At 66.1% G+C, this 13,909-nt stretch carries 12 protein-coding genes; 3 read left to right on the top strand and 9 right to left on the bottom strand.

Annotated features, from left to right (window positions below; all coding sequences use genetic code 11):
- Positions 1 to 61: 61 nt before the first annotated feature.
- Genes ACSFB7_RS28620 through ACSFB7_RS28585 form a run of 8 tightly spaced genes read right to left on the bottom strand, consistent with a single transcriptional unit; the run spans position 62 to position 8,512 of the window.
- Positions 62 to 1,543, bottom strand: coding sequence for a M81 family metallopeptidase (locus ACSFB7_RS28620; protein WP_435475714.1), 1,482 nt, complete (start codon positions 1,541 to 1,543; stop codon positions 62 to 64).
- A complete protein-coding gene (locus ACSFB7_RS28615) occupies positions 1,540 to 2,658 on the bottom strand; it encodes an ABC transporter substrate-binding protein (RefSeq protein ID WP_435475713.1) in 1,119 nt (372 codons plus the stop codon). The genes ACSFB7_RS28620 and ACSFB7_RS28615 overlap by 4 nt, the downstream gene beginning before the upstream one ends.
- Entirely contained in the window at positions 2,655 to 3,935 is a 1,281-nt protein-coding gene (locus ACSFB7_RS28610; protein ID WP_435475712.1) for a Zn-dependent hydrolase, read from the bottom strand. Before ACSFB7_RS28610 ends, ACSFB7_RS28615 begins: the two co-directional genes overlap by 4 nt.
- Positions 3,936 to 3,975: 40 nt before the next feature.
- Positions 3,976 to 4,692, bottom strand: coding sequence for an ABC transporter ATP-binding protein (locus ACSFB7_RS28605; RefSeq protein ID WP_435475711.1), 717 nt, complete (start codon positions 4,690 to 4,692; stop codon positions 3,976 to 3,978).
- On the bottom strand, positions 4,689 to 5,459 hold the full coding sequence (locus tag ACSFB7_RS28600; protein ID WP_435475710.1) for an ABC transporter ATP-binding protein: 771 nt from the start codon (positions 5,457 to 5,459) through the stop codon (positions 4,689 to 4,691). Before ACSFB7_RS28600 ends, ACSFB7_RS28605 begins: the two co-directional genes overlap by 4 nt.
- Positions 5,456 to 6,418 carry a branched-chain amino acid ABC transporter permease gene (locus ACSFB7_RS28595; RefSeq protein ID WP_435475709.1) on the bottom strand — a complete coding sequence of 321 codons (963 nt, stop codon included), beginning with the start codon at positions 6,416 to 6,418 and terminating at the stop codon, positions 5,456 to 5,458. Before ACSFB7_RS28595 ends, ACSFB7_RS28600 begins: the two co-directional genes overlap by 4 nt.
- A 5-nt stretch (positions 6,419 to 6,423) precedes the next feature.
- Entirely contained in the window at positions 6,424 to 7,284 is an 861-nt protein-coding gene (locus tag ACSFB7_RS28590) for a branched-chain amino acid ABC transporter permease (protein ID WP_435475708.1), read from the bottom strand.
- A 22-nt stretch (positions 7,285 to 7,306) separates the two neighbouring features.
- Entirely contained in the window at positions 7,307 to 8,512 is a 1,206-nt protein-coding gene (locus ACSFB7_RS28585; RefSeq protein ID WP_435475707.1) for an ABC transporter substrate-binding protein, read from the bottom strand.
- Between the two features lie 208 nt (positions 8,513 to 8,720).
- Between ACSFB7_RS28585 and ACSFB7_RS28580 the strand changes: the two genes are divergently transcribed.
- Positions 8,721 to 9,485, top strand: coding sequence for a FadR/GntR family transcriptional regulator (locus ACSFB7_RS28580; protein ID WP_435475706.1), 765 nt, complete (start codon positions 8,721 to 8,723; stop codon positions 9,483 to 9,485).
- Between the two features lie 277 nt (positions 9,486 to 9,762).
- Here ACSFB7_RS28580 and ACSFB7_RS28575 read toward each other — a convergent pair whose 3' ends face one another.
- Complete coding sequence (locus ACSFB7_RS28575; protein WP_435475705.1) at positions 9,763 to 10,716, bottom strand: LysR family transcriptional regulator; 954 nt, start codon at positions 10,714 to 10,716, stop codon at positions 9,763 to 9,765.
- Positions 10,717 to 10,838: 122 nt separating this feature from the next.
- On the opposite strand from ACSFB7_RS28575, the gene aptA reads away from it, so the two are divergent.
- Complete coding sequence (gene aptA, locus ACSFB7_RS28570) at positions 10,839 to 12,194, top strand: omega-aminotransferase AptA (protein WP_435475704.1); 1,356 nt, start codon at positions 10,839 to 10,841, stop codon at positions 12,192 to 12,194.
- A 16-nt stretch (positions 12,195 to 12,210) separates the two neighbouring features.
- Positions 12,211 to 13,728, top strand: coding sequence for a CoA-acylating methylmalonate-semialdehyde dehydrogenase (locus tag ACSFB7_RS28565; RefSeq protein ID WP_435475703.1), 1,518 nt, complete (start codon positions 12,211 to 12,213; stop codon positions 13,726 to 13,728).
- Positions 13,729 to 13,909 lie beyond the last annotated feature (181 nt).

Here is a 13,909-nt window from a genome sequence, read left to right as displayed (position 1 = left end):
CAACATCGCGGGGTGAAGGAATGGTCGCGTCGCACGCGCCGCGCGTCGATGACGTGGGAGGTTATGCCGCCGGCACCGCGTCCAGTGGAAACACCGGCCGGCGCACCTTGCTGAACGGGAACAGCCCGTAGTCCGAACTCGTCACGCCCGGGCTGTCGCACTCCACCAGCGCCGCCGACAGCGGCTGGAACACCGGCCGGCAGTACATGCGCGACTTGAGCAGCAGAAAGCGCTCCGTTCGCGGATCGAGCCCCGCGCACTCGAACACGCCGATGTCCCACGGCTCCTGCGTGCGCTCGGTCACCACGATGCGCGCCGTGCCGATGTCGAACAGCACCGTGCGCCCCATGCTGCTGCGCTGGCCGGTGTAGGTGGGGCCGGTGATCACGTACTCGCCGTTGCTGATGGTGCGCACGGTGCCGGTCAGCCGCACCGGCGTTTTCTTCAGGCCGATGCCTTCGAGCGAGACCTTGTTGCCGAGCGCGACCGTCACCTGCGCGCCCTCGCCCGCCGCGATCAGCTCGCGCACCGCCTCGGGGTCGCACAGCGGGCCCACGCCGATGCCGTGAAGCCCTTGCGCCAGCGCCTCCTGCAGCACGTCCATGGTGTCGCAACTGCCGCCCGACATGCAGTTGTCGCCATGGTCGAGCAGCAGCACCGGGCGCGTGGCGCCGCTGGCGATGAGCTTCGCACGCGCAACCGATTCGGCCAGCGGTTCGCTGCGGTAGATGAAGGCCTCGCGCTCGGCCCACATCTGACCGGCGATGCGGTCGGCCGTGGCCTGCGCGCGCTCGGGCGATTGCGCATCGACCACGATCACGCTCATGCAGGGCGCCTCGATGTCCGAGAGCGAAAAGCCCGCGAGGATCGACACCGCCAGCGATTCCGATTTCTCGGCCTCGCGCGCGGCCTCGATAGCCCGCTGCATCGCGCCGGTGAACGACGCACTGCGCAGCGTGTGCGCCATCAATGGCAACTGGTGCCAGCGCATCGCGGGCTTGCTGCGGCCGGCCAGCATGTCGAACAGCAGGCGGCCGGCATGCTCGCCGGTCTCGTACATGTCGATATGCGGATAGGTCTTGAAGCCGACGATCACATCGGCGTTTTCGACCATGGCCGGCGTGACGTTGGCATGCAGGTCGAGCGCCACGCCGATGGGCACGCCCGGCGCCGCGGCACGCAGCCGCACAAGCAGGTCGCCTTCGCCATCGACGCTGTTCTGCGCCACCATCGCGCCGTGCAGGTCGAGCAGGATCGCGTCGCAACCCGGTGCCGCATCGACGATGCACTGCGTCAGCGTGGTGTAGGCCTGCGCATCGACCGGCCCGCTCGGGTTGGCCGACGCAGACACCGGCGTGACCAGCGTGGCACCGGCCTGCTCGGCCAGGTCGATGAAGGCCGACATCGCGGTGCGCATGCCCTTGTTGTCCTTGTAGGCCTGTTCGCCGAAGGTCGGGCCATCGGGCCCGAAGGCCGCGAGCGGCGTGGGCACGGGCGAGAAGGTGTTGGTCTCGTGGTTGAGACGCGCGATCAGTACTTTCATTGTGCAAACCTTCCGCCGCTTGCCAGCATCGTGATATCGCCGAAATTCGAACCGTTGCGGTTGTCGGGCTTGAACGCCAGCATGTAGCCTCCCAGATTCATCGGCGGCGAAGTCTCGATGCTTCGCCTGAGCGATTCGGTCGTGATCGGGCCCTTGACGCGCTGCAGCGCTTCGGCAAAGGCCTTGGCCGTGATGTAGCCCTCCAGGCCCAGGTAGGAGCCCTCGCCCTCGCTGCCCGCACTCTTGCGCGCGCGCTGGTACTCGTCGACGATGGGAAAGCGCGTCTTCCAGAACGGCGGCATCACCTGCGACAGCACGATGCCTCGACTCTTCTCTCCAAGCTCCTTGTAGAGCAGGAAGGAGCTGGCCACCGAGTTCGTGTAGATCTGCGGATGGACCGGCGCGGCAACCAGCGCCCGGATCATGTTGATCGCCGGCATACCCGCCGCGATGACGTACACGGCCTGCGCACCGCTGCCGATGATCTGCTGCGCGACGCGCGAAGGCTCCTTGTCCTGCGGATCGAAGCGCAGCGCCAGCACCTGCGACAGCCCGTTCTTCTGGAGCGCGTTCACCGCATCCTTCTCGATGCCCTTGCCGTAGGCGTCGTCGCTCGAAACGATGGCGATGCGCGTCAGGCCCACCGTCGTCAGATGGGTCATCACGCGCAGCACTTCGTCGGCATACGACTCCCGCACGTGGTAGATCGGCACCTTCGACCCGTGCAGCACCGCCGCGCCGGTCAATCCGCCGAAGATGAAGCTGTCGTACTTCGCCGCCACGGGCACCATGGCCGCGCCGATGCCCGTGCCCATGGTGCCGAAGAGGCAGACCACGTGGTCGGTGCCGAGCAATTTCTCCGCATTGGCCGCGGCCTTGTCGGCGGCGTACACATCGTCGTACGTGATCATCTTGACGGGCCGCCCGCCGATGCCGCCGGCCTTGTTCAACTGGTCGAACAAGAGCGTCTGGCCTTCCATGAACGCAAGGCTGTTGGGCGCCAGCGGCCCCGTCAGCACGGCGGACTGGCCCACCAGGATTGGATCGGCGGCACTCGCCGGCACGGCGGCCCATGCCAGGGCCAGCGCCATCAGGGCGCCGCGCCACGCTTTCACGACACGACTCCCGCGCTTTGCAGCATGGCCTGCAGCAACACGTTGCAGCCGGCCTCCAGGTGCTCGGGCTGCGCGTCCTCGATCTCGTTGTGGCTGATGCCGTCCAGGCAGGGCACGAAGATCATTGCCGTGGGGCACACGCGTGCGAGGTACACCGCATCGTGGCCTGCACCGCTGATCACGTTCATCCAGGTCAGGCCTTGCGCCTGTGCCGCTTCGCGCACGGCCGACACGAGCTTCGGCGTGAAGGGTTGCGGCGGGAAGTACACGACCTGCTCCACCGTCATCTCGACCTTGCCCTTTGCGGCAATGCGTTGCACGGCTTCCTTCAGCGCCGCGTCCATGGCCGACAGCACCACGTCGTCAGCAGCGCGCAGATCGACACTGAGCCGCACGCGGCCCGGAATCACGTTGCGCGAGTTCGGGTAGTTCTCGATCCAGCCGACCGTGCCGCGTGCGTGCGGCGCGTGGGCCAGCGCGATGCGGTTCACCTCGATCACCAGTTCGGAGGCCGGCAGCAACGCGTCTTTTCGCAATTCCATCGGCGTGGGGCCGGCATGCGCTTCCATGCCCTGCACCACCACGTCGTACCAGCGCTGGCCCAGCGCACCTTCGACCACGCCGATCACGCGCTCGTTGGCTTCGAGCACCGGGCCCTGTTCGATGTGCGCTTCGAAATACGCGCCCACCGGCGACATCGCTGCCGAAGCCGGTGTGCTGCCGGCGTAGCCGATGGCCTTGAGCGCCTCCGACACGCTGATGCCGTCGTTGTCGCGCTGCGCCAGCGCGTGTTCAAGCGTGAAGGCGTCGACGAAGACGCCCGAGCCCATCATCACGGGCACGAAGCGCGAGCCTTCCTCGTTGGTCCACACCGCCACTTCGAGCGGTGCCTCGGTCACGACGCCCGCATCGTTGAGCGCGCGAATCACTTCGAGGCCCGCGAGCACGCCGTAGTTGCCGTCGAACTTGCCGCCGGTCGGTTGCGTGTCGATGTGGCTGCCGGTGGTGACGGGCGGCAGTGCGTTGTTGCGACCCGCGCGGCGCGCGAAGATGTTGCCGATGGCATCCACGCGCACCTCGCAGCCGGCCTCGCGCATCCAGCGCGTGAACAGGTCGCGGCCCTGGCGGTCGAGGTCGGTCAATGCGAGACGGCAGACACCGCCCTTCTGGGTGGCGCCGACCTGGGCCAACTGCATCAGCGAATCCCAGAGGCGCCGGCCGTCGATGCGAAGGCCGCGCACATCCGGTGCAGAAGAGGTTTCGATGGTTGTTGTCATGGTTTTGCGAATGAGGTTTTGAGGGTGCGCGTACTCGCGTTCAAGCAAGACCCACGCCGAGGTAACGGTCTTTCACTTCATGGTCGGCCATGAAGGCGGCGTTGTCGGCCTCATGCACGATCACGCCCTGCTCCACGATGTAGTGGCGGTCCGCAAGCTGCACGCAAACTTCGAGGTTCTGCTCGACCAGCAGGATGGCGACGCCAGCGGCCTTGATGGTCTTGAGCTGCGCGACGATCTCCTCGACGATCACCGGCGCGAGGCCTTCCACCGGCTCGTCGAGGATCAGCAGGCGCGGATGGTTCATCAGCGCGCGGCCGATGGCCAGCATCTGCTGCTCACCACCCGAGAGTTGCCCGCCGCCGTTGCGGCGCCGCTCCTTCAGGCGCGGGAAGATGCGGTAGATGTCTTCGAGCTGCCAGGGCGATTCGCGGCGCTGGCCGAGCAGCAGGTTTTCTTCCACCGTCAGCAGCTTGAAGATGCCGCGATGCTCGGGCACGAGACACACGCCGCGCGTGGCGATGCGGTGCGGCGGCAGGCCGGCGATGTCGGCGCCCTGAAAGCGCACGCGGCCGCCCGTCGGCGTGACGGCGCCCGCGATGCTTTTCAGCGTGGTCGACTTGCCCGCGCCGTTGCGCCCCAGCAGCGTGACCAACTCGGCCTCGCCCACGGTCATCGACACGCCCTGCAGCACATGGCTCTTGCCGTAGTGCGCGTGCAGTGCCTCGACTTCGAGGATGTTCTTCGTCCCGCTCATGCCTTGCCTCCGGTGATCATGTTCCCCAGGTAGGCCGTTCGCACGCGCGCATCGGCGCGGATGTCGCCCGGCAGTCCTTCGGCGAGCACGCGGCCCAGTTGCATGACGGTCACGGTGTCGGAGATGTCCATCACGATGTTCATGTTGTGCTCGATCAGCACCACGGTGTGGGCATCGCGCAGGCTGCGGATCAGCCGCTTCATGTCGTCGAGGTCGTCGATGCCCATGCCCGAGGTCGGCTCGTCCAGGAAGATGGCCTTGGGCTTCGCAGCGAGCGCCATGCCCACTTCGAGCCGGCGCTGCTGGCCGTGCGACAACACATTGGCCGGCGTGTCGGCCAGCCGTTCGAGGCCGACACGCGCCAACACTTCGGCCACCGTTTCCGCACAGGCGCGGTCGCCGACCGGCGCGCGCCAGCAGTTCATCGCCTGTCGCGGCGCAATGCCCTGTGCCGCCACACGCAGGTTCTCGCGCACCGAGAGGCTGCCGAACAGGCTCGTGACCTGGAACGAGCGCGCCATGCCACGCTGCACGCGCTTGTAGTCGGGCTCGGCCGTCACGTCGTGGCCGTCGAACAGGATACGCCCGCCGGTGGTGGTGCCGGTGCCCGTGAGCATGTGGAACAGCGTGGTCTTGCCTGCGCCGTTCGGGCCGATCACCGAGTGCACGGTGTTGGGCAGGATCTTCAGGTCCACGCCGCCGAGTGCAGCGAACTTGCCGTAGTGCTTGGTGACACCGATGGCTTCGATGAGTACGGGTTGCGTCATGCTTTTTCCCCCTGCGCTTCGGGTGCCTTGATCGCTGCAGGCGATGCCTTGCGGAACACGCGCCGCCACGCGGCTTCGCCCAGGCCCCACAGGCCGCGCTGCATGCCGATGCTCACGCCGATCAGCAGCAGGCCCAGCAACAGCAACCATCGCGGCCACAGCGTGGAGAGCCAGTCGGCCAGCAGCACGTAGAAGGCCGAGCCCAGCACCGAGGCAAAGAGATTGCCGGTGCCGCCGATCACGGTGATGACCAGGATCATTTCGCTCGTGTGGTACTCGGCATTCGACAGCGGCGCGATGCCGGTCATCATCGCGTGCAGCCCGCCCGCCAGGCCGGTGACGGCCCCCGAGATCACGAAGGCCAGCAGCTTGAAGCGCTTGAGGTTGTAGCCCACTGCGGCAGCGCGATCCTCGTTGTCGCGGATGGCGAGCAGCGTGTGGCCGAAGACCGAATCGGTCACCTTCAGCAGCAGAGCGAACGCGATCAGGAAGATCACCGCCACGAAGGCGTAGTACTTCCACGGTGTGTCCATGAACGCCGGGCGCGGCACGTCGAGCAGGCCGTTGTCGCCACCCGTGAGGCCCGACGCGGTGTAGGCCACGAAATAGAACATCTGCGCGAAGGCCAGCGTGAGCATCACGAAGTAGGTGCCGCGCTGGCGGATGGCGACCCAGCCGACCACCGCCGCGCCCAGTGCGCCCATCGCGATGGCCGCGAGCAATGCCAGCGGCATCGGCAGTTGCAGCCGCGTGAGCAGGATCGCGATGGTGTAGCTGCCCAGCCCGAAGAAGATGCCCTGCCCGAACGACAGCAGCCCCGTGTAGCCCAGCAGCAGGTTGCAGCCCAGGGCGGCCAGCGCATAGATCAGCACCTCGCTCGCGAGCGAGCCCGAGCGCAACACCAGCGGCAGGCCCAGCGCGGCGATCAGCGCCAGCAGGAATGTGTATTTTCTCGGCATGGCCATCATCCTTTGCGGCCGAGCAGGCCATGCGGGCGCAACAGCAGCACGGCCGCCATCGCGATGTAGATCATCAGGCTCGCCCCCGGCGGCCAGATGGTGCTCATGAGGCTTTGCACGATGCCGATGAGCAGCCCGCCCACCAGCGCACCGCCGAAGCTGCCGAGCCCGCCGATCACCACCACCACGAAGGCGACGCTCAATGCCTCGACGCCCATGAAGGGTTCGGCCCCGCGGATCGGCGCGGCCAGCACACCGGCCAGCGCGGCCGTGGCCGCACCGAGCGCGAACACCAGGCTGAACACGCGGAACACGTTGATGCCCAGCAGCGAGACCATCTCGGTCGACTCGCTGCCCGCGCGCACCGCGCTGCCCAGGCGCGTGCCTTCGAGCACCCACCACAGCAGCACCGCGAGCACGGCGGTGAAGCCGATCACGAACAGCCGGTACTTGGGATAGATGAAGTCGCCCCACATCACCACGCCCTGCAGCAGGTCGGGCGTCGGCACGCTGTTGCCCAGCGGGCCCCAGAACACGATGACGATCTCCTGCACCGCGAGCGCGAGGCCCACGGTCACGAGGATGTGGAACTCATGCGGCTTGGCGTAGACGCGGCGCAGCAGCAGCTTTTCGGCCAGCCAGCCGAGCGCGCCCACGAACAGCGGCACCAGCACCAGCGCGGCCCAGAAGTTCAGGCCCCACTGCATGGCCTGGTAGCACAGGTAGGCACCCAGCAGATAGAAAGCGCCGTGCGCGAAGTTCACGAAACGCAGCAGGCCGAACACGATGGACAAGCCAACGGCCAGCAGGAAATACAGCATGCCGATGCCGATTCCGTTGATGGTCTGGAGCAGGTAGACGGTCATGGGCTCGTTGGCTTGCGTTGCCTCAGGCCAGCTTGCAGCCGGTCTTGTCGATCGGGAGGAAGGACTTGCCGGAACTCACGACATCAACGTAGTCGGCGGGGTTCTTCATCTTCGACTTGGCCTTGCCCTTGAGCAGGTAGTAGTCCTTGATGACCTGGTGGTCGGCCTTGCGGATTTCTTCGGTGCCGGTGAGCCCTTCGTACTTCATGCCTTCGAGCGCCGCGATCACCGCCTTCTGGTCGACCGTGCCGGCCTTCACGATGCCGTCGATCAGGATCTTGGTGCAGATGTACGAGCCGGCCAGGCTGTAGTTGGGCACGATCTTGAGCTTGTCGGCCGTGCGCTTGACCAGGTCCTTGTTGAGCGTGGTGTCGGCCGTGTGCCAGTACTGCGCGCCGAAGTAGACGTCTTCGCACAGGTCGGCGCCCAGTTCATCGAACTGCTCCAGGCCCGAGGCCCAGGCCATGAGGATCGTCATGTTCTTGTGCATGCCGAAGCTGACCGCCTGGCGCAGCGCGGCCGACGACTGCGCGCCGAAGTTCAGCAGCAGCAGCACGTCGGGCTTGGCGGCCATCGCGTTGGTGAGGTAGCCGCTGAATTCCTTCTCGTTGAGCGAGTGGTAGCTGTTGCCCACGTGCTCGATGCCCTTCTCCTGGAAGATGTTCTTGGCCGCGCTCAGCAAACCGTCGCCGAACACGTACTGCGGCGTGATCGTGTACCAGCGCTTGGCCTTGGGCATCTGCGCGATCAGCGGGCGCACCGTCTGCTCGATCGCACCGAAGGTGGGCACCGACCAGCGGAAGGTGGCGGGGTTGCAGTCCTTGCCGGTGATCTCGTCGGCGCCGGCGGTGGTGATGAACAGGCCGCCGGCCTTCTCGGCTTCCTTGCCCATGGCCAGCGCTTCCGACGACAGGATGCCGCCCGCGAAGAACTTCGTGCCCTGCTGCTGCAAGGCTTCCTGCACCTTGCGCACGGCGGTCGCGGGCTTGCCTTCGGTGTCGAGCACCGTGTAGGCCAGCGGACGCTTGAGCACGCTGCCGTACTGCTCGATGGCCAGCTTCATGCCCAGGTCTGCGTACTTGCCATTGGCCGCGAACGCACCCGACATCGGGACCGGGCAGCCGAAGCGGATGGCCTCGGCCGACTGGGCAAAGGCGGCGCGGCCGGCCAGCAGGGAAGCGGGGGCGGCCGACAGGGCGGCGAGCTGAAGGAGGTGTCTGCGTTGCATGGGAATCTCCGGTCGTGGTGTGGAAGTAAGGGAAAAGAGCTGCCTGCGAGTGCCGGCGAATTTAAGCGGATAAATAGGATTAATATGCTGGTAAAAACCCGCTAGCAAGCCTTGTGCCCAACACCAACCGGAGCCCGCCAATGACGCCGTTTAAGATCGCGCGCTGTTGCGCATCCCGCGCATCTCCCGATGGGCATGGAGCGTTTCAATGAGAGTGGGGCAGAACCGCCCGAAGCGGCAAAAGCTCTCGGACGTCATCGTCGAAGACGTCAAGCGATGGATCGTGGCGGAGCGCAAGCAGCCCGGCGACCGGCTACCGAACGAGAAAGAACTGATCGAGCTTTTCGGCTACTCGAAGAGCACGGTGCGCGAAGCATTGAAGGCGCTGGAAGTGCGCGGCCTCATCGCCATTCGCACCGGGCCGGGCGGCGGGGCATACCTGCAGCAGGTGTCGGTCGACCATGCGTCGGAGCCGCTGCGCAACTTCCTGCACTTTCATCACCTGGACGGGCACCACATCTACCAGTTGCGCAAGGCGCTGGAGCCCGAGCTGGCCGTGAGCGTGGTCGGCCGGCTCACGCCCGAGCAGTTCGAGCGGCTCGAAGACAACGTGCGCCTGTGCATGATCGAGCCCACGAACGAGGACGAGCTGCGCATGCAGCGCGAAGCCGAACTCGCGTTCCACACCATGTTGGCGGAGGCTTGCCCCAATCCGGTGCTGTCATTCATGTGCCGCTTTCTCAACGACCTGCTGCGCGACCTCGTGGTCTACAAGAAGGCGCTGGACCATCACCACTTCGGCGAGACCAATGTCGACTATCACACGCAGTTGCTGGCCGCCTACCGCAAGGAAGATGCGGACGAGGTGCGCCGGTTGATGGCTGAGCACATGGTCGATGCCGAGGCTCACATGCACGAGATGGAGGCGCACATCGGGGCGAAGCACTTGTTGCTGCCTAGTGGGCAGCGGTAGCCTGATCCGTTCATTCAGGGCGAGTGCGAATGACACCAGGTGCTCCCCTCCGCGAATGTCCCCCGCTTCGCTCCTCCTTTATTTCGCTGCGGGGAGCACCTGGTGTCATTCGCACAGGACACGCTGCTGGTGTACCGCTGATCAACCACCGCTCTGTCCAGCGCTCACGTCGATACGGTGCTCTTTTTCGCGAAATAAAGGAGGAGCGAAGCGGGGGACATTCGCGAAAAAGAGCACCGTGTCGGCGTGAGCGTCGCCCTGAACTGAACAACAGCCGTCAAACGTGAGCCGCCTCCAAGCAAGCCTGAAACGCCAACACAGCCCGTGAAGGCTTGGGCGACCGTCGCAAGAGGCTCACAAACCGGCACGCATAGTTGAAGCGCGCCGGCAGCACCGCCTTCATCAGCCCGCGCTGCTCGAACACCTGCGCGTAGTGGTCGGGCAAAAATCCCAGGAAACGCCCCGAAAGAATCAGCGTGGCAATCGCCTCCTGATCGAACCCCGTGGCCTTGCGCGACAGTCTCGCCCGGTGGCTCAGCTCCATGTTCGGCGAGTGATACCCCAGCCCCGCGAAATGGTGTTCGCCCAGCTTCGACCACGTGAGCTTGGCGTGCGGACTGTCGAACAACGGATGCCCCTTGCCGCAATACAGCAGCATCGTCTCGTCGAACAGGTCGGCGTACACAAGGCTCTTCGAGGCACGGTGCGCCGGGATGATGCCGATCTGGAAGTTGCCCTCCAGCACGCCCTGCTCGATGGCGTTGATCGAACCCACATGCACCGCCAGGTTCACCTCGGGCGCCATCTCGGTAAAGCGCGCGATGGCCTCGCCGATACGCGCCTTCGGGTTGGTCGCCGTCTTGTCGAACAGCGCCACCTCCAGTTGCCCGCCCATGCGGTTGTGGATGTCGTCGATGCCGCCGCGAAAGGCGTCGACCGAGGCCAGCAGCCGCAGCGTCTCGTCGTACACGCGCTGGCCTTCGGTGGTGAGCGCAAAGCCCGCCCGGCCGCGCCGGCACAGCACGAGGCCCAGCCGCGTTTCCAGGTCTTTCACATGCCGGCTCACGGTGGAAGTGCCGATGTTCAGCTCCAGCTCGGCCGCCGCCATGCCGCCGCAGTCGACCACGCTCTTGAACACCTTGAGCAGGCGCAGGTCCATGTCGCTGAGCTGCCCCAGAACGGCGCGGTTGCGGGTGCTCTGGGCACCATCCTGGGAAGCTTGCGAGGACATGGCCTTTACTTGCATAAATCGTCAAGTGAACATTGATATTGCGCCATTCTCCACACTGAAGGCTCTGCGAACAATCGGCACATCCCATCACCCTCCGGAGCCCGCCCTGTGCGGGAAGCGCCATGACCCTCGCAACGCCCGCCATCGAACCGACGTCCACCACGCGCACCGACGCCGCCTGGCTCGACGCGCACTGGATGCCCTACACCGGCAACCGCAACTTCAAGGCCGATCCGCGGATCATCGTGGAGGCCAAGGACGCCTACTTCACCGACAGCGACGGCCGCAAGATCTTCGACGGCCTCTCGGGCCTGTGGTGCTCGGGCCTGGGCCATGGCCGCCCCGAAATCACCGAAGCGGTGAGCCGCCAGATCGCCAAGCTCGACTACTCGCCCGCCTTCCAGTTCGGCCACCCGCTCTCGTTCGAGCTGGCCAACAAGATCAAGGAACTGACGCCCGCGGGCCTGGACTACGTGTTCTTCACCGGCTCGGGCTCCGAAGCCGCCGACACCTCGCTGAAGATGGCGCGCGCCTACTGGCGCACCAAGGGCCTGGCGAGCAAGACACGCCTGATCGGCCGCGAGAAGGGCTACCACGGCGTCAACTACGGCGGCATCTCGGTAGGCGGCATCGCGGCCAACCGCAAGCTGTTCGGCCAGGGCGTCGAGGCCGACCACCTGCCGCACACCCAACTGGCATCGAACGCCTTCACGCGCGGCATGTCCGAGAACGGTGCCGAGCTGGCCGACCGCCTGCTCGACCTGATCGCGCTGCACGACGCATCGAACATCGCGGCTGTGATCGTGGAGCCCTTCGCCGGGTCGGCCGGCGTGGTGATTCCGCCCAAGGGTTATCTCAAGCGCCTGCGCGACATCTGCACCGCCAACAACATCCTGCTGATCTTTGATGAAGTCATCACCGGTTTCGGCCGCTGCGGCGCGCTCACGGGTGCGGATGCCTTCGGCGTGACGCCCGACATCATGAACATCGCCAAGCAGGTCACCAACGGCGCACAGCCGCTGGGCGCCGTGATCGCCAGCAAGGACATCTACGACACCTTCATGGCAGCCGGCGGCCCCGACTACATGCTCGAGTTTCCGCACGGCTACACCTACGGCGCGCACCCGGTGGCCTGCGCCGCCGGCGTCGCCGCGCTCGACGTGCTGCAGAAGGAAGACATGATCGGCCGCGTGCAGACGCTGGCTCCGCATTTCGAGAACGCCGTGCACAGCCTCAAGGGCAGCAAGCACGTGACCGACATCCGCAACTTCGGCTTGGCCGCAGGCATCACGATTGCCGCACTGCCGGGCGAGCCCGCACGCCGCCCGTACGAGATCGCGATGAACTGCTGGAAGAAGGGCTTCTACGTTCGCTACGGCGGCGACACCATCCAGCTCGCACCGCCCTTCATTTCCGAGAAGGCCGAGATCGACCGCATGGTGAATGCGCTGGCCGACGCGCTCGCAGAAACCAACTGATCCAGCGGGTACCACGATGCAACACGACAAGAACGTCACGGCCACCATCGGCCACTTCATCGACGGCAAGCGCGTCGATGGCGGCACCCGCGTGCAGCCGGTGTTCGACCCGGCCACGGGCTTCTCGGACAAGAGCGTCGCGCTCGCCGACAAGCTCACGGTCGAGCAGGCCATCGCTTCGGCACAGGCGGCCTTTCCGGCGTGGCGCAACACGCCACCGCTCAAGCGCGCCCGCGTGATGAGCAAGCTCAAGACGCTGCTCGAAGCCAATGCCGACCGCATCGCCGCGCTGATCACGGCCGAGCACGGCAAGGTGCTGTCGGACGCGCATGGCGAGCTGCAGCGCGGCATCGAGAACGTCGAGTACGCGAGCTACGCGCCCGAGCTGCTCAAGGGCGAGCACAGCAAGAACGTCGGCCCGGCCATCGATTCGTGGAGCGAGTTCCAGGCCATGGGCGTCACGGCCGGCATCACGCCGTTCAACTTCCCGGTGATGGTGCCGCTGTGGATGTGGCCGATGGCCGTGGCCTGCGGCAACACCTTCGTGCTCAAGCCCTCGGAGCGCACGCCCTCCTCCACCCTGCTGGTGGCCGAACTGGCGCTCGAAGCCGGCCTGCCACCGGGCGTGCTGAACGTGGTCAACGGCGACAAGGAAGCCGTCGACACGCTGCTGACCGATCCGCGCGTGAAGGCCGTGAGCTTCGTCGGCTCCACTGCCATTGCCGAATACATCTACACCACCGGCTGCGCGCACGGCAAGCGCGTGCAGGCCCTGGGCGGCGCGAAGAACTTCGCCGTCGTCATGCCCGACGCCGACATCGGCAACGCCGTGAGCGCGCTGATGGGCGCGGCCTACGGCTCGTGCGGCGAACGCTGCATGGCCATCCCGCTGGTCGTGGCCATCGGCGACGACACGGGCGACGCCGTGGTGGCGGGCCTGAAGGCCGAGATCGCGAAGATGAAGGTCGGCCCCGGCAACGACAACGGCAACGACATGGGCCCGCTGGTCACGAAGCCGCACTTCGAGAAGGTCAAGGCGTTTGTCGATGCGGGCGTGGCGGCGGGTGCGAAGCTCGTGGTCGACGGCCGCGGCGTGAAGGTCGATGGCCACGACGGCGGCTACTACCTCGGCCCTTGCCTGTTCGACGGCGTGAAGCCCGGCATGACGATCTACCAGGAAGAAATCTTCGGCCCGGTGCTCGGCGTGGTGCGCGTGAAGACGCTCGAAGAAGCCATGGCGATGATCGACGCGCACGAGTACGGCAACGGCACCTGCATCTTCACGCGCGACGGCGAGGCCGCGCGCTGGTTCAGCGACAACATCCAGGTCGGCATGGTCGGCATCAACGTGCCGCTGCCGGTGCCCGTGGCGTACCACTCGTTCGGCGGCTGGAAGCGCTCGCTGTTCGGCGACCTGCACGCCTACGGCCCCGACGCCGTGCGTTTCTATACCAAGCGCAAGACCATCACGCAGCGCTGGCCCTCGGCCGGTGTGCGCGAAGGCGCGGTGTTCGCGTTTCCGTCGAACCGCTGATCCGGCGACCTTGCCGCGGGACGGGCCTTACAGGCCCTGCCCGCGGCATTTTCATTTCTACCAAGGCAGCGAATAGGTCTTGCAGTTGGTGAAGCTCTTCATGGCTTCGAGCACGCCTTCCTTGTAGCCCAGGCCCGAGTCCTTGATGCCGCCGAAGGGCGTCAGCTCCAGCCGGTAGCCG

The organism is Variovorax raffinosi (assembly GCF_051216615.1).
Lineage (GTDB): Bacteria > Pseudomonadota > Gammaproteobacteria > Burkholderiales > Burkholderiaceae_C > Variovorax.
The sequence above is the reverse complement of the archived record's forward strand: the minus strand, read 5'-3'. Positions and strand labels throughout refer to the sequence as shown.